The organism is Micromonospora sp. C31, assembly GCF_018070575.1.
Taxonomy (GTDB): Bacteria; Actinomycetota; Actinomycetes; order Mycobacteriales; family Micromonosporaceae; genus Micromonospora.
In genome coordinates, this window is sequence record NZ_JAGPXN010000011.1 from 42,672 (window position 1) to 60,035 (window position 17,364).

Genomic DNA, 17,364 nt, shown 5'->3' on the forward strand with positions numbered 1-17,364 from the left:
TCGGGGCGGGTCGTCTCCGCCATTCCGCCGCACCCGAAATCGAGATCCCCGTACTCGTGAACTGAGGCGTCACCGCACCAACGGCCGCCGATTCCGCAATTACCCGAGGGTGGATGGACTGCGGGCACCATGGGCGCGCGGGCGGTCCGTGTCGCCCGGTGCACCGGATGCCGACAGCGATTCCTTACCAGCGATCACAGCGAGGACGACATGGCGAACAAGTGCCCGGTGCACGGGCATCGGAAGCTGATGGACGACGACTACTTCGCGAACCCGTACGCGGCGTACGAGCGCTACGCGACACTGCACGAGCAGGGCACCGTCCACCGCACGTGCCTCGACGACCACGGTCAGGTGTGGCTGGTCACCGGCCACGCGGAGGTCTACTCGGCGCTGCGCGACAAGCGCCTGGCGCGTCCCCGCGAGTACTCCAACGGCGACTTCACCAGCCACCGCTTCCCGGAGGGCTCGGCGACCGGCACCATCGTCACCCTCGACCCGCCGGAGCACACGCGACTCAAGAAGATGATCAACTTCACCTTCCTGCCCCGCAACCTGGAGACCTTCCGCCCCCGGGTGCACGAGCTGGTCGCGGCCCGGCTGGACGCCATCGAGGCGGCGGGCGGGGGCGACCTGGTCGGCGACTACGCGGCCATCCTGCCGATCACGATCGTCTGCGACGTGCTCGGCATCCCCGACGAGTACCGCAAGAACCTCAAGGAGATGGCGGACCTCGCCTTCGGCAGCGACGACGAGACCAACGCCCAGGTCCGCTCGACCATGTCGAAGATCATGAACGAGATCCGGCAACAGAAGACGGCGGAGCCCGGCGACGACCTCTTCTCGTACTGGATCCACGCCAGGAACGCCGACGGGGAGCCGGAGCTCGACCCCTACCAGGTGATGGCCCTGGCCCTGCTGACGATGCTGGGCGGCTACGACACCACCTCGGGGATGATCAGCCGGGGCGCGCTGGCGCTGCTCGACGACCCGGACACGCTGGAGCGCCTGCGCAAGGACCCGGACCTGTTCGACGAGGCCGTCGAGGAGTTGCTGCGCCGCAACGGCTCCGTGCACCACGGCTTCCGCCGCTTCGCCACCGAGGACATGGAGATCGACGGTACGAAGATCGGCAAGGGCGACACGGTGCTGCTGCACCTGACCGCCGCCGGCAACGACCCGAAGCGGTTCCCCGATCCCCGGGTGCTCGACATCGACCGCGTCGACAAGGCGCACGTGGCGTTCGGCGGCGGCCCGCACTTCTGTTCCGGCTCCGAGCTGGCCCGGATGGAGGTCATCATCGCCCTCCGGGAACTGTTCACCCGCTTTCCGAACATCAAGCTGGCCGTGCCCCCGGAGTCGCTGAAGGTGCGGCACTCGCCGCTGGTGCCCGCCCTGGTGTCCCTTCCGGTCACAGTCTGAGCGCATCCCCACCCCCGGCCCGCAACCCCACTGCTATCCGACAAGAGGTTGTTGAACGATGCCGCGTACCGATCTGCTCCGCCCCCTACCCGAGTTGCTCCGGACCGCTGCCGTCCGGTCCGGCGACCGGATCGCGTACGCCGACTCACGGCGCGGCGTGACCCACGGGGAGTTGGCGGCGCGGACGGCGCGGCTCGCCGGGCACCTCGCCGACCTCGGCGTGTGGCCGGCGGACCGGGTCGTCGTGCTGCTGGACGGGGTCGCCGCGGTGGAGGGCGTGCTCGCCGTCGTCCGCGCCGGCGGGATCGCCGTGCCGCTGGACCCGGCGCTCGACGACGCCGAACTGGCCCGGCTGGTGGCCGACTCGGGCGCCGAGACCGTGATCACCGACGCCGCGAACGCGGTTCGGGTGCCGGTGCCGAACCTGGTCGTCGACGGCGGGTACGACGGCGAGGCGCACTCGTTCGAGGAACTGGCGACGACCGAGCCGTCGTCGCCGGCCCGCGACGACACCGGCCTCGACGACCTGACGTTCCTCACCTACACGGCGGGGACGACCGGCGCCCGCAAGGGTGTGCTCGCCACCACCCGCAACGCGCTGTGGCCCGCCGCGGCGGCGCAGCTCGCCGGGCTCGGCTGCGCCGAGGACGACCGGGTGCTGTGGGCGCTGCCCGTGCACGCCTGGCTCGGGCAGCTCGTCGCCGCCGCGGCGGCGGGGGCGACGGTACGGCTCGCCGGCGGCCTGTCCCCCGAGCAGACCCGTGCCGCGCTCGCCGCGCTGGGCGGCACCGTGCTGGTGGCCACCGGCGCGACGCACCGCGCCCTGGCGGGCGCGCCGGTCCCGGACGCGGCGGCGGTACGGCTCGGTCTGGCCGTCGGCCCCGTGGACCCGGCGTTGCGCCAGGAGTTCGAGGCCGCGTTCTCGGCGCCGCTGCTCGCCGGCTACGTGGCCACCGAGACGTCCGGCCTGATCGCGGTGAGCTGGCCGGACGGCGACGCGGAGCGGCGCTGCCTGCCCCTGCCGGGCCTGAGCGTACGGGTGGTCGACCCCCGCTCGGGCGCCGATCTCAGCCCCGGTCAGGAGGGTGAGGTCTGGGTCAGCGGCCCGAACGTGATGGCCGGCGGCTACCACGAACTCGCCGCCCGGACGGCCGAGGCGATGAGCGGCGGCTGGTACCGCACGGGCGACCTGGCCCGCCGCGACGACTCCGGGCACCTCACGGTCACCGGCCGGCTGGCCGACGCGGTCGAGGTCGACGGCGAGCGGGTGCGGCTGGACCGGATCGACGCGGTGCTGCGGAGCGTGGCCGGGGTGGCCGACGCGGCGGCCCTCGCCGGGCCGGACGGTCCGGTCGCGTTCGTCGTCGGGTCCGGCGTGGACGCCGCCGGGCTGCTGGCGGCCTGCCGCGCGGAGCTTCCCGCGGCGGCCGTGCCGGTCGAGACGTACCTGGTGCGGGAGATCCCGCGCAGCACCCTCGGCAGCCCCGCCCGCCACCGGCTCCCCGAGCTGCCCGCCCGCCTGATCGGCGTAGCCGCGTCACTGCCCGACCGGCTGCACGCGCTGCGCTGGGAGCCGGCACCGGAGCCCGGCGGCGAGTCGGGTGAGGGTCGGCTCACCTGGTCGGTCCTGGGCCCGCCCGAGCTGACCGCCGACCTCACCGACGACGACCTCACCGTCGACAGCTACCCCGACCACACCGCGCTGCCCGAGCTGCTGGCGCGGCTGCTCGACGAGGACCACCCGGCGGACGCGCGCCTGGTGGTACTGACCCGGGGCGCCCTGCACGGCGACGACGCGGCGGCCCCCCGGCAGGCCGCCGCCTGGGCGCTCGCGCGGGCCCACCAGCTCCGCCGTCCCGGCCGGACCGTGCTCCTCGACGCCGACCGGGTCGGTGCCGAGGAGCTGCGCGCGGCCGTGGCCTGCGGCGAGGACGTGCTGGCCGTACGCGAGGGTGAACTGCTCGTACCCCGGTACGCGGACGTCCCCGCCCTGCCCGGCGGCGCATCGCAGCAGGGCACGGTCGTGCTCGTCGCCCGGTCGTACGACGCGACGCTCGCCCGCCACCTCGTGGCGGCCCACGACGTACGCGAACTGGTCCTGGTGGGGCCGGACGACGTGCCGGCCGGCGCCCCGGCGGAGCTGGCGGCGTTCGGCGCCCGGATGTCCGTGCACCCGGGCGTGCCGTTCGACCCGGAGACGCTGGCGGCCGTGCTCGGCGACCGGCCGGTCACCACCCTCGCGGCGGTGGACCTCACGGTCGAGGAGACGCTGGCGCTGCACACCGCGACGCTCGGGCGCGCCCCGACCGGCCTCGTGCTGCTCACCGACGGCCGCGACGTCGCCGCCACCGTCGCCGCCGACGCGCTGGTGCGGCACCGGCACGCGCTCGGCCTGCCCGGCGTCTCCGTGGCGTGGAGCGCGCCGGGGTTCGCCCGGCCCCCCGTGGCACGGCGCAACGCCCTCCTCGACGCCGCGCTGACCGCGGGCGAGCCCTGCGTGGTTGCCGCGCGCCCCGTGCCGGCCGCCGGGGGCGGCACCGACGGCGCCCGCGGCGCCCTGGTCGAACGGCTGCTGGCGACCCCGGCGGAGGACCGGCTCGGCCTGCTGCGCGATGTCGTACGGACCGCGACCGGCGAGGTCCTCGGGGACCAGGCGCCCGTGACGGTCGAGGGCGAGACGCCGTTCCGCCAGCTCGGCTACGACTCGCTCACCGCCGTGCAGCTGCGCAACCGGCTCTGCGCGGAGACCGGTCTGACGCTGCCGGCGAGCCTGGTCTTCGACTACCCGACGCCGGACATCCTCGCCAGCCACCTGCTCGACGCCCTGGGGCTGGGCACGGTCGAGGCGACGCCGAGCGCCGTCGCGGCGTACGACGAGAGCGAGCCGATCGCGATCGTCGGCATGGCCTGCCGCTACCCGGGCGGCATCGCCTCGCCGGACGACCTGTGGCGGGTGGTCGAGAGCGGCACGGATGTCGTCGGCGACTTCCCCACCAACCGGGGCTGGGACCTCGCCGCGCTGTTCGCCGGCGACGGGCCGGGCACGTGCAGCGCGACCGCCGGCGGCTTCCTGCACGACGCGGACGAGTTCGACGCGGAGTTCTTCGGTATCAGCCCCCGCGAGGCGTTGGCCATGGACCCGCAGCAACGGGTGCTGATGGAGACCGCGTGGGAGGCGCTGGAGCACGCCGGCATCCCGCCGACCTCGCTGCGGGGCAGCGACACCGCCGTCTTCACGGGCCTGCACGTGCAGGACTACGGCCGGACCGGGCACAGCGAGGACGACGGCGTCGACGGCTTCCTGATCACCGGCACCCACGGCAGCGTCGCGTCCGGCCGGATCGCGTACGCCCTGGGCCTGGAGGGCCAGGCGATGACCGTCGACACCGCCTGCTCGGCGTCGCTGGTCGCCCTGCACCTGGCCGTACGCGCGCTGCGCGCGGGCGAGTGCGCGATGGCGCTGGCGGGTGGGGTGACCGTGATGTCCGGCACGGACACCTTCACGGAGTTCTCCCGGCAGAACGGCCTCTCCCCCGACGGGCGGTGCAAGGCGTTCTCCGACGACGCCGACGGCACCGGCTGGGGCGAGGGCGCCGGCGTACTGGTGGTGGAGCGGTTGTCCGACGCGCGGCGCAACGGCCACCCGGTGCTGGCGGTGATCCGTGGGTCGGCCGTGAACCAGGACGGCGCCTCCAACGGCCTCACCGCCCCCAACGGGCCCTCGCAGCAGCGGGTGATCCGTGCCGCGCTCGCCAACGCGGGCCTGACGGCCGACCAGGTGGACGCCGTCGAGGCGCACGGCACCGGCACCGCCCTGGGCGACCCCATCGAGGCCCAGGCCGTCCTCGCCACCTACGGCCAGGACCGCGAACAGCCGCTCCTGCTCGGCTCGCTCAAGTCCAACATCGGCCACACGCAGGCCGCCGCCGGTGTCGGCGGCGTGATCAAGATGGTCCTCGCCCTGCGCAACGGGCTGCTGCCGCGCACCCTGCACGTCTCGGAGCCGAGCCGCAAGGTGGACTGGTCGGCCGGGGCGGTGGCGCTGTTGACCGAGCCCGTCGCGTGGCCCGCCGGCGACCGTCCGCGCCGGGCCGCCGTCTCGTCGTTCGGGATGAGCGGGACGAACGCGCACGTGATCATCGAGGAGCCGCCCGCCGCCGACGCTCCGGCCGCCGACGCCCCGGCCGCACCGCCGCCGGTGGTGCCGTGGCTGCTGTCGGCGCGCTCCGAGCAGGCGGTACGGGAGCAGGCCCGCCGGCTGCACGACCACCTCGCCGACCGGCCCGGGCTGTCGGTCACCGACGTGGGTCGGTCCCTCGTCACCACCCGGGTGCCCTTCGGTCACCGGGCCGCGGTCACCGGCGCCACCCGGCAGGACCTCCTCGACTCCCTCGCCGCCCTCGCGGCCGGTCAGGGCACCGCCGACGTGTTCACCGGCACCGCCCGCCCCGGCGGGCTGGCGTTCCTGTTCACCGGGACGGGCGCCCAGTACCTCGGGATGGGCACCGAACTCGCCGCCGCGTACCCCGTCTTCGCCGCCGCGTTCGACGAGGCCTGCGCCGAGCTGGACCGGCACCTCGACCGGCCGGTACGCGAGATCATCCGCAGCGACGACCTGCACAAGTTCGCGTACACGCAACCCGCCCTGTTCGCCTTCGAGGTCGCCCTGCACCGGCTCGTCGAGTCGTGGGGCATCCGCCCCGACTTCGTGGCGGGGCACTCCCTCGGCGAGCTCTCCGCCGCGTACGTCGCCGGCGTCTGGTCACTCGCCGACGCCGCGAAGCTCGTCGCCGCCCGCGCCACCCTGATGGCGGCCCTGCCGCTGGGCGGCGCGATGGTCGCCGTGCAGGCCACCGAGGAGCAGGTCACCCCGTACCTCGGCGACCAGGTCGGCATCGCCGCCCTGAACACCCCCACCGACCTGGTCATCTCCGGCGACGAGGCCGCGACCCTCGCCGCCGCCGAGCAGCTCGCCGCGCAGGGGCACAAGACCAAGCGGCTGCCGATCCCGCTGGGCGCCCACTCTCACCTGATGGACCCGATGCTCGACGCCTACCGCGCCGTCGCCGCGTCCATCACCCACCACGAGCCCCGCATCGGGCTGATCTCCACGGTCGACGGGCAGCCGCTGCGCTCCACGCCCGAGCACTGGGTCACCCAGGTCCGCCGGGCCGTACGCCTGCACGACGCCGTCACCGCCCTGAGCACCACCGGCCGCGTCGAGACCTTCCTCGAGATCGGCCCCGACACCGTCCTCGCCACCACCACCGGCGACGCCACCGGCATCGCCACCATGCGCCGGGGACAGCCCGAGACGCACAGCCTCGCCCGGGCCGTCGGGCACCTCTTCACCGTCGGCACCGGCCTCGACGCCGACGCCTACTTCCCCGGCGCCCGCGAGGTGCCGCTGCCGACGTACCCGTTCCAGCGGCGGTCGTACTGGCTGCGGCCCACGGCCGGGAGCGACGTGGGCGCGGCCGGCCTCACCGCGGCGCGCCACCCGCTGCTCGGCGCGGTGCTGGGCGTCGTCGACACCGACCGGCTCGTGCTCACCGGGCGGCTCTCCCTGCGCGAGCAGCCCTGGCTGGTCGACCATGCCGTCCTCGACACGGTCCTGCTGCCCGGCACCGCGTTCCTCGAGCTGGCCGCGCACGCCGCCGAGCACACCGGCAGCACCACGATCGAGGAACTCACCCTCCAGGCCCCGCTGACGCTGACCGAACAGCAGCGGGTCAACATCCAGGTGTGGGTCGGCCGACCCGACGAGCAGGGCCGCCGCGAGTTCGGCGTGTACTCCCAGCCGGCCGGGAACACGCCGGGCGCGGAGTGGACGTGCCACGCCTCGGGCACGCTGGCCGACGCACCCGCGCCGGCCCCGGTGGTCCACGAGTGGCCGCCGCCCGGCGCGGAGCCCGTCGACGTCGGGGACTTCTACGGCTGGCTGCTGGCGCGCGGCTTCTGCTACGGGCCCGCCTTCCAGGGCGTCCAGGAGGTGTGGCGGCACGGCGACGAGCTGTTCGCCCGGGCCACCCTGCGCGCCGAGGACGAGCCGGCCGCCGTGCGCTTCGGCGTACACCCGGCGCTGCTCGACGCCGCCATGCACCCGCTCGTGCTGCACGTCGACGGCGGCGGGGGCCCGGCGGGCCGGGCCTGGCTGCCCTTCTCCTGGCGCGGGGTGCGGGTGCACCGCCGGGGGGCCTCGACGCTGCGGGTCCGGCTGACCCCGGCCGGCGAGAACACCCTGCGGGTGAGCACCACCGACGACGAGGGCAACCCGGTGCTGAGCGCCGACGCGGTCGCGGTCCGGCCGGTCGCGACGGACGGCCTGGCCGGCGTGAGCGGCCCCACCGCCGCGCTGTACCGCACGGACTGGGTGCCCGTGGCCGCCCCGAGCGGCGCCGGCACGCCCGACGTCGAGGTGTTCCGGGTCGGGGCGGGCGACACCGCCGACGCCGTACGACAGTCCCTGCGCGACACGCTGGCGACGCTTCAGCGGGCCGCGGCCGGCACCGGGCGGCTGACCGTGGTCACCCACGCCGGCGACCTCGCGGGCGCGGCGGCGTGGGGGCTGGTCCGCTCCGCCCAGACCGAGCACCCGGACCGCTTCGTCCTCGTCGAGACCGACGGCACCGAGAAGTCGGAGCGTGCCCTCGCCGCCGCGATCGCCACCGGGGAGCCGCAGCTCGCCGTCCGCGACGGGGCGCTGACCGTGCCGCGGCTCGCGCGGCACGCCTCCGCCGCCGCCGAGCGCCGGCTGTTCGACCCGGCCGGCACGGTCCTGGTCACCGGTGGCACCGGTACGCTCGGCGCCGCGCTCGCCCGCCACCTGGTCACCCGGCACGGCGCGGCGCACCTGGTCCTCGCCTCCCGCCGGGGCCCGGACGCCCCGGGCGCCGCCGCGCTGGCCGAGGAGCTGGCCGCCCTGGGCGCCACCGCCGACGTCGTCGCCTGCGACACCGCCGACCGCGAGGCGCTGGCGGCGTTGCTCGCCGGGCTCTCCCGGCCGCTGGTGGGGGTGGTACACACCGCGGGCGTACTCGACGACGGCATCCTGGAGTCGCTCACGCCCGAACGCCTGGACGCCGTCCTGCGACCCAAGGTCGACGCCGCGCTCAACCTGCACGAGCTGGCGGGCGACGTGGAGCTGTTCGTGCTCTACTCCTCCGTCGCGAGCGTCATCGGCACCGCCGGGCAGGCCAACTACGCGGCGGCGAACGCGTTCCTCGACGCCCTGGCCGCCCGCCGGCGGGCCGGGGGCCTGGCCGCGACCTCGCTCTCCTGGGGTCTGTGGGCCGAGGAGAGCGCGATGACCAGCCAGCTCGGCGGGACCGACCTGGCCCGCATCGCGCGCGGCGGTCTCCTGCCGCACAGCGTCGAGGAAGGGCTCGCGCTGTTCGACGCCGCGTGCCGCTCCGACGAGGCGCACCTGGTGCCCGTCACCATCGACGTCGCCGCGGTACGCGCCGCGCCGGACGCCGCGCCGACGCTGCACGGCCTGGCCAGGGTGCCGCGCCGGCGGCAGGCCGCGACCCGGCCGGGCGCCTCCGCGCTGGCCCGCGAGCTGGCCGGACGCGGCGAACAGGAGCAGCGCGAGCTGCTGCTCGACATCGTGCGTACGCAGGTCGCGACCGTGCTCGCCCAGCCGGACGTGGACGCCGTCTCCGTGGCCGAGCCGTTCCGCCAGCTCGGGTTCGACTCGCTGATGGCCGTCGAGTTGCGCAACCGGCTCAACACCGCGACGGGGCTGCGCCTGCCCGCGACGCTGACCTTCGACTACCCCACCCCGGAGGCCCTCGTCGAGTACCTGCGGGGCGAGCTGGGCGACCGGGAGGAGGAGCGGACGCCCGTCGTGGCGGCGGTCGCCGCCCGGCCGAGCGACGAGCCCATCGCGATCGTCGGCATGGCCTGCCGCTACCCCGGCGGCGTCGGCTCGCCGGACGAGCTGTGGCGGCTGCTCGTCGACGGCGGGGAGGGCGTCAGCGGCTTCCCGACCGACCGTGGCTGGCAGCTGGACACCCTGTTCGACCCCGACCCGGACACCCCCGGCACCAGCTACGTCGACCAGGGCGGATTCCTGCTCGACGCGGCCGGGTTCGACGCGGAGTTCTTCGGCATCAGCCCCCGCGAGGCGCTGGCCATGGACCCGCAGCAGCGGGTGTTCCTGGAGACCTGCTCGGCGGCGCTGGAGAACGCCGGTCTGCGGCCGGACGCGCTGCGCGGCTCACCCACCGGCGTGTTCACCGGCCTCATGACGCACGACTACGCCGCCGGGGCGAGCGCCGTGCCCGACGGTGTCGAGGGGTTCCTGGGCACCGGAACCGCGGGCAGTGTCGCCTCGGGCCGGGTGGCGTACACGTTCGGGCTGGAAGGGCCGGCGGTCACCGTCGACACCGCCTGCTCGTCGTCGCTGGTCGCGCTGCACCTCGCCGTGCAGGCGCTGCGCTCCGGCGAGTGCTCCCTCGCGCTGACCGGCGGCGTGACCGTCATGTCCACGCCCAGCCTGTACGTCGAGTTCTCCAAGCAGCGGGGCCTCGCCCGCGACGGCCGGTGCAAGTCGTTCGCCGCCGCCGCCGACGGTACCGGCTGGGCGGAGGGTGTCGGCGTACTGGTGGTCGAGCGGCTGTCCGACGCCCGCCGCAACGGCCACCGGGTCCTCGCCCTCGTCCGCGGCTCGGCCGTCAACCAGGACGGCGCCTCCAACGGCCTCACCGCCCCCAACGGGCCCTCGCAGCAGCGGGTCATCCGGTCGGCGCTGGCCAACGCCGGGCTGTCGGCGAACCAGGTGGACGCCGTCGAGGCGCACGGCACCGGCACCGCCCTGGGCGACCCCATCGAGGCCCAGGCGATCCTCGCCACCTACGGCCAGGACCGCGAACAGCCGCTCCTGCTCGGCTCGCTCAAGTCCAACATCGGCCACGCCCAGGCCGCCGCCGGTGTCGGCGGGGTCATCAAGATGGTCCTCGCCCTGCGGCACGGGCTGTTGCCGCGCACCCTGCACGTCGACGAGCCGTCGCCGAAGGTGGACTGGGCGGCGGGCTCGGTCGCGCTGCTGACCGAGCCCGCCGAGTGGCAGCGCAACGGCCACCCACGCCGCGCGGGGGTGTCCTCGTTCGGCGTCAGCGGCACGAACGCGCACGTCATCATCGAGGAGCCCCCCGCCGGAGCCGAACCGGACGGCGCCGACGCCGGCCCGCCGCCGGCCCTGCCGTGGCTGCTGTCCGCCCGCTCGGAGCAGGCCCTGCGGGAGCAGGCCCGCCGCCTGCACGACCACCTCGCGACCCGCCCCGAACTGCCGGAGGCCGACGTCGCCCGTTCCCTGGCCGCCCGGGTCCGGTTCGCGCAGCGGGCCGCCGTCGTCGGGACCGACCGGCGGGAACTCCTCGACGGCCTCGCCGCGCTGGCCGCCGGCCGGGAGGCCGACAACCTGGTCACCGGCACCCCCGGGGCCGGCAGGTTGGCGTTCCTGTTCACCGGGCAGGGCGCACAACGACTCGGCATGGGCGCCGAACTCGCCGCCGCCCACCCCGTCTTCGCCACCGCCTTCGACGAGGTGTGCACCGCCCTCGACAAACACCTCGACAAACCACTACGCGAGGTCATCGACACCGACGAGCTGCACCAGACCGGCTACACCCAACCCGCCCTGTTCGCCTTCGAAGTCGCCCTGTACCGGCTCGTCGAGTCCTGGGGCATCCGCCCCGACCTCGTCGCCGGACACTCCATCGGCGAACTCGCCGCCGCCCACATCGCCGGCGTCTGGGACCTCGCCGACGCCGCGAGACTCGTCACCGCCCGCGGCCGACTCATGCAGGCCCTCCCCACCGGCGGTGCCATGGTGGCCGTCGAAGCCACCGAGGACCAGGTCACCCCCCACCTCACCGACCAGGTCGGCATCGCCGCCGTCAACACCGCCACCAACCTCGTCATCTCCGGCGACGAAACCGCCACCCTGACCGCCGCCGAAGCACTCGCCGCACAGGGCCACCGGACGAAACGGCTCACCGTCTCCCACGCCTTCCACTCCCACCTGATGGACCCCATGCTCGACGACTACCGAGCCGTCGCCGCGTCCATCACCCACCACGAGCCCCGCATCCCCCTCATCTCCACCGTCACCGGCCAACCGCTGCGGCCCACCGCCGACCACTGGGTCGACCAGGTCCGCCAGGCTGTCCGCTTCCACAGCGCCATCCAGACCCTCGCCGGTACGCACCACGTCGACACCTACCTCGAGATCGGCCCCGACACCGTCCTCGCCACGGCCGCCAACGCCGCCGCCAGCGCCGCCGCCGCGATCGCCACCATGCGCCGGGGACAACCCGAGACCGCGACCCTCACCAGAGCCGTCGGGCGGCTCTTCACCGCCGGGACCGGCCCCGACGCCGGCGCGTACCGGGCGGGCGCCCGGGAGGTGGAGCTGCCGACGTACCCGTTCCAGCACCAGCGGTACTGGCTGGTCCCCGACGGCTCCCCCGCCGACGCCGGCGGACTCGGGCTCGGGGCGGCGGACCATCCGCTGCTCGGCGCGGTGCTGGCGCTCGCCGACTCCGAGCGGAGCGTGCTCACCGGCCGGCTCTCCCTGCGCGAACAGCCCTGGCTCGCCGACCACGCCGTCCTGGGCACGGTCCTGCTGCCGGGTGCCGCCTTCGTCGAACTCGCGCGGCGGGCCGCCGAGCACGTCGACCTCGACCGCATCGAGGAGCTGACCCTGCACGCGCCGCTGGTGCTGCCACCGGACGGCGCGGTGCGGATCCAGGTGGAGGTCGGGGAACCCGACGAGGTCGGGCGCCGGCCGCTGCGGGTGCACTCCCGGCGCGAGGACGCACCCGACGGCGAGCCGTGGACGCAGCACGCGAGCGGCCTGCTCGACGCCGCCGCGGAGCCCGACACCGACTGGGCCGGTGAGTGGCCGCCCGCCGACGCCGTCCCCGTCCCGGTCGAGGAGCTGTACGACCGCATCGCCGACCTCGGCGTCGACTACGGGCCCGCGTTCCGGGGACTGGTGGCGGCCTGGCGGCGCGGCGACGAACTGCTCGCGGAGGTCGCGCTCCCCGTCGACGCGCCCACGGCCCGCTTCGGACTGCACCCGGCACTGCTGGACGCGGCCCTGCACCCGATCTCCCTGGCCACCGGGGCCGACGGTCCGCTGCGCCTGCCGTTCAGCTGGCACGGCGTACGGGTGTCGACCGCCGGGGCCACGGCCCTGCGGGTGCGGATCACGCCCACCGCTCAGGACGCGTACGCCCTGGCGCTCGCCGACGGCACCGGGATGCCGGTGGCCACCGTCGAGTCGCTGGTCGCGCGCCCGGTGACGACCGAGCAGCTGCGCTCCACCGCCGGCCCGGACGGGCTGCACCGGTTGGAGTGGCTGCCGGTCCCCACGCCCGTGGCCCCCGCCGGTGCCTTCGACGTGTTCCAGGTCGGGACCGGTACGGACGCCGAGGAGGTACGGGCCGCCGTGCACGACGCGCTCGCGGCGGTCCACGAGTGGCTGCCCGGCGACCGCTCCCCGCTGGTGTTCGTGTCCCGGGGTGCGACCGACGGTACGAACCCGGCGGGGGCGGCGGTCTGGGGTCTGGTCCGCTCGGCGCAGACCGAGCACCCCGACCGTTTCGTCCTCGTCGACGCCGACGATCCGGCTCTCGTCGGCGCGGCCGTCGCGACCGACGAGCCACAGGTCGCCGTCCGCGACGGAATACCGACCGTGCCGCGCCTCGCGGCCTTCGCGGCCACGTCGGACCGCCCTCTGTTCGACCCGGCGGGCACGGTGCTCGTCACCGGCGGCACGGGAGCGCTGGGTGCCGCCCTGGCCCGCCACCTGGTCACCGCGCACGGTGCGCGGCATCTCGTGCTGACCTCCCGCCGGGGGCCGGCGGCGCCGGGTGCCGCGGAGCTGGCGGCCGAGTTGGAGTCGCTGGGTGCCACGGTCACGGTGGCCGCCTGCGACGCCGCCGACCGGGCCGCACTGTCGGCGCTCCTGACGTCCCTGCCCCACCTGGTCGGTGTCGTGCACGCGGCGGGTGTGCTGGACGACGGTACGGTCGAGTCGCTCACGCCGGAGCGGGTGGACGCGGTGCTGCGCGCCAAGGTCGACGCGGCGTTGAACCTGCACGAGCTGGCCGGCGACGTCGGGATGTTCGTGCTGTTCTCCTCGGCGTCCGGGGTGCTGGGCACGGCCGGCCAGGCGAACTACGCGGCCGCGAACGCCTTCCTGGACGCGCTCGCCGCGCGACGTCGGGCGTCCGGCCTCGCGGCGACGTCGCTGGCCTGGGGCCTGTGGCGCAGCGATGGCGCGATGGCCGGTGGGCTGACCGGGGCCGACCTCGCCCGGATCGGGCGCAACGGTGTGCTGGCGCACACCGTGGAGGAGGGGCTCGCGCTGTTCGACGCCGCCTGCCGGACGGACGAGCCGTGTCTGGTCCCGATCAGGTTGGACGTGGCCGCCCTGCGGACGAGCACGTCGGCGCCGCCACCGCTGCGCTCCTTCACCCGGCCCCGGCGTGCCTCCCCGGCCGGCAGCGCGGTGTCGCTGTCCAGCCGGCTGGCCGGCCTCGCCGAGCCGGAGCAGCGCGAGGCGCTGCTGACCCTGGTACGCGCGAACGTGGCCGCCGTGCTGGCACACGGCTCGGTGGCGACCGTCCGGGCGGAGCAGGCGTTCAAGCAGATGGGCTTCGACTCGCTGACGGCGGTGGAGCTGCGTAACCGGCTCAACCAGGCCACCGGCCTGCGCCTGCCGGCGACCCTGACGTTCGACCACCCCACGCCCGCGGCACTCGTGGAGCACCTGGTCGGGGAACTGGGCGGCAACCAGGCGCAGCTCAACCTGCGGGCCCTCGTCGACGGCATCGCCAGGGTGGAGGCGACGCTGGAGCTGGTGGACGCGGCGCAGACGGCGGAGACGGACATCGCCGCGGCCCTGCAACGACTGCTGACCAGGTGGCGCGACAAGTCCAGCCCCACCGGGGCCACGGACCTCGCCTCGGTCACGGCGGACGACCTGTTCGACATCCTGGACAGCGAGCTGGACAACGTCTGACCCCGGGCGCGCACGACGGCCCCCCGACCCGGCACGACCGGGGCGGGGGGCCGGTCCGTCCGCGTGGCGCCGGCGGCGGCCCATCCTTCCGGTGCGCAGGCGGCCCACGGGCCCGGGCCGGAAACGCCCGACCCGCTCGAAACCGGAAACGGCCCACCGGCCCGGGGCGTACCCGGGACCGGTGGGCCGTGCGAGATGTCCTGCGGGCACCGGGGCCTTCAGCCGGCCGTCACTGCCGGTCGAGCTGTACGAGGCCGCCGAGGTGGACGGGGCCGCGCCTGCGGGATGTCGTCCGCGCACCGGTGGTGTCGCCGGGTGGCCGGGAGCCGGGATCGGCCACCGTCACCTCTTCGGGGCGATCTGTGCCCCCGTCCGCGCGTCGAACACCGAGATGGCCTCCACCGGGCAGAAGTCGGCGGCCTCCAGCACCGCGTCGGCCGGCGCCACCACGTCGGCCGACGGCCGGGCGACCTGCTCCATCGTGAAGTGCTCCGGCGCGCTGCCGACGCAGAAGCCCGAGCTGACGCATCGGGCGGAGTCCACCGTCAACCGCCATCCGGCCTGGTCGTCCGCGTTCTCGCTCACCGCTGCCCCTCTCGTCCCGTGTCGGCGTCACCGGGCCGTCCGGCCTCCAGCGGGCCGCCCATGTCAGCTCACCACCGAGTACTTCTGCCAACCGGTGGCGAGGACCTTCGGCGCGGAGAACGTGGCCGAGGGCTGCTCCGGGTCGAACTTGCCGTTGTGCAGGTGGACGACGAGGGTGCCGTCGGCGCGTACGACCAGCAGGTCCGGCCGGCCGTCGAGGTCGATGTCGGTCACCACGACGTGCGCGAACTCCTGCCAGCCCCGGCCCAGCGTGAACCACTGGCCCTCCTCCCGCCACCAGGGGCCCTCCCCGGAGGTGTTCTGCGCGAACTCGTACAGGTCGAGGTCGCCGTTGGCGCGGCGGACCAGCAGGTCGGGCCGGCCGGTGCCGGTGACGTCGGCCATCGCGAGCGGGAAGTCCTCGACGTCGACGGTCACCATGCGGTGCGCGGTGCGGTCGTACGTCTCGTTCTGCCTGACCTGCCGCTGGTTGAAGAACGCGTCGACGTGGCCCGCGTCCTGCTCCCGGCCGAACATGTCGTCGCAGCCGTCCAGGTCCATGTCCGCGATGCCCAGCGTCTCCCACTTCTTGTCGTCGCGCGCGCCGGAGATGCGGATCGGTTCGCCGAGGGTGTCGAGGCCGTTCAGCCCACCCTTGTTCGGGTAGAGGAAGATTCCGTGGGTCGGGTTCATGAAGCTCATGCTCACGCCGATGACGTCGGCGTAGCCGTTGCCGTTGACGTCGATGGGACGAACCAGTCCGTAATTGCGCGTGGGATGGAAGTCGGTGCTGATCAGCACCGGCTCACCGAAGGTCTCGCTACCCCGGAAGCTGCCACTGTGCGGGAAGACCAACAGTTCACCCGTGACGTCGTCGCGGGCCATGATGTCCATCCTCCCGTCCCCGTTGAACGATCGGCAGTGACCATTCCCGTACATGCGTGCCACAAATAACCTCCACGTACGCCCCGAAATACGACAGTCCGATCATTACGAACAGGAGTGGGGCGGGTAACCCCTACCTGCACCCCTCACCACCCGGGAAGACGGCAACCTGCGAGGGAGATCGACGAACGACAAAGCCGAACCAGACTTCACGTCGGCCCGGAGTCAGCGGAATTTGACGTGGGATCGGTTCAGTTCGGCCACCGAGGAGACCCCGAGCAACTTCATGGTGACCTCGATCTCGCGGCTCAGGATCTCCATTGCGCGTACGACGCCACGGCGGCCGCCGGCCATCAGCCCGTACTGGTAGGCCCGGCCGACCACGGCGGCGGTGGCGCCCAGGGCGAGCGCCGCCACGATGTCGGCGCCCGAGGTGATGCCGGTGTCGACCAGCACCTCGACCCGGTCGCCGACCTCGTCGACGACGTGCGGCAGCAGCTCCACGGGCACCGGCGCCCGGTCGAGCTTGCGCCCGCCGTGCGTGGAGAGCCACACCCCGTCGACCCCGGCGGCCGCGACCCGCTTGGCGTCGGCGACGCTCTGCACGCCCTTGGCGACGAGCTTGCCCGACCAGGCACCGCGCAGCCACTCGACGTCCTCGATGGACAGCCGAGGGTTGAACACCCGTTTGATCATGTCGGAGGCGGACCCGCCGGTGGCCTTGAGCACCTGCGGCGACGGGGTGCCCGCCCGCCACTGCCGGACCCACCAGCCCGGGTGCAGGAACGCCTCGGCGATGGTGCCGACGCTCATCGACGGTGGGATGGTGAGCCCGTTGCGGATGTCGCGGCGACGCGGCACGGAGATCGGCGTGTCCAGCGTCAGCAGGATCGTGTCGAACCTCGCCTCCTCCGCGAGCGCGAGCAGCTCCTTGACCATCGCCCGGTCCTCGGCGAAGTACAGCTGGAACCAGTGCCGGCCCTCCGGCGCGGCGGCGGCGACGTCCGCCAGCGAGGTGGTGGCGAGGGTGGAGACCGAGTACGGCACGCCGAACTGCTGTGCCACCGAGGCGACCGCCGGCTCGCCCTCGGCGTGCATGACCCGGTTGAACCCGACGGGAGCCAGGGCGAACGGCAGCTTCTGCCGCTTGCCCAGCACCATGCGGCTGGTGTCCAGTTCGGACACGTCGCGCAGCACCGAAGGCTGGAACTCGATGTTCGCGAAGGTCTCCCGCGCGCGGGTGAGGCTGCGTTCGCTGTCCGCCGCCCCGTCGCAGTAGTCGAAGACCATCCGGGGCACGGCCCGGCGGGCGGTGGCGCGCAAATCGGCGATGCCCGCCGCGCGCAGCAGCCGGCGTTCCGTCGGGTTCCACGCCACCTTGGGCGGCTTGATCAGGGTGCTCATCCGAGCGGACTTGCTCATGCGGGCTTCCTTCT

5 protein-coding genes are annotated in these 17,364 nt (G+C 74.5%); 2 read left to right on the forward strand and 3 right to left on the reverse strand.

The window, feature by feature from the left end; all coding sequences use genetic code 11:
- The first annotated feature begins 210 nt into the window (after positions 1–210).
- Both KBX06_RS16490 and KBX06_RS16495 read left to right on the forward strand, forming a co-directional pair.
- Positions 211–1,422 carry a cytochrome P450 gene (locus KBX06_RS16490; RefSeq protein WP_210835733.1) on the forward strand — a complete coding sequence of 404 codons (1,212 nt, stop codon included), beginning with the start codon at positions 211–213 and terminating at the stop codon, positions 1,420–1,422.
- Between the two features lie 58 nt (positions 1,423–1,480).
- On the forward strand, positions 1,481–14,458 hold the full coding sequence (locus KBX06_RS16495) for a type I polyketide synthase (RefSeq protein ID WP_210835735.1): 12,978 nt from the start codon (positions 1,481–1,483) through the stop codon (positions 14,456–14,458).
- Between the two features lie 342 nt (positions 14,459–14,800).
- Here the strand turns inward: KBX06_RS16495 and KBX06_RS16500 are convergent, their stop codons facing one another.
- From KBX06_RS16500 to KBX06_RS16510, 3 genes are all read right to left on the reverse strand, one after another.
- Positions 14,801–15,043, reverse strand: a complete 243-nt coding sequence (locus KBX06_RS16500) for a ferredoxin (RefSeq protein ID WP_210835738.1) — start codon at positions 15,041–15,043, stop codon at positions 14,801–14,803.
- Positions 15,044–15,106: 63 nt separating this feature from the next.
- Positions 15,107–15,982 carry a VCBS repeat-containing protein gene (locus tag KBX06_RS16505; protein WP_256442403.1) on the reverse strand — a complete coding sequence of 292 codons (876 nt, stop codon included), beginning with the start codon at positions 15,980–15,982 and terminating at the stop codon, positions 15,107–15,109.
- A 171-nt stretch (positions 15,983–16,153) separates the two neighbouring features.
- Positions 16,154–17,350, reverse strand: a complete 1,197-nt coding sequence (locus KBX06_RS16510) for an alpha-hydroxy acid oxidase (protein WP_210835742.1) — start codon at positions 17,348–17,350, stop codon at positions 16,154–16,156.
- Between the last annotated feature and the right edge of the window lie 14 nt (positions 17,351–17,364).

Coding starts and splice junctions, on each gene's coding strand:
- KBX06_RS16490 (WP_210835733.1), top strand. CDS start 211: ATGGCGAACAAGTGCCCGGTGCACGGGCATCGGAAGCTGATGGACGAC.
- KBX06_RS16495 (WP_210835735.1), top strand. CDS start 1,481: ATGCCGCGTACCGATCTGCTCCGCCCCCTACCCGAGTTGCTCCGGACC.
- KBX06_RS16505 (WP_256442403.1), bottom strand. CDS start 15,982: ATGTACGGGAATGGTCACTGCCGATCGTTCAACGGGGACGGGAGGATG.
- KBX06_RS16510 (WP_210835742.1), bottom strand. CDS start 17,350: ATGAGCAAGTCCGCTCGGATGAGCACCCTGATCAAGCCGCCCAAGGTG.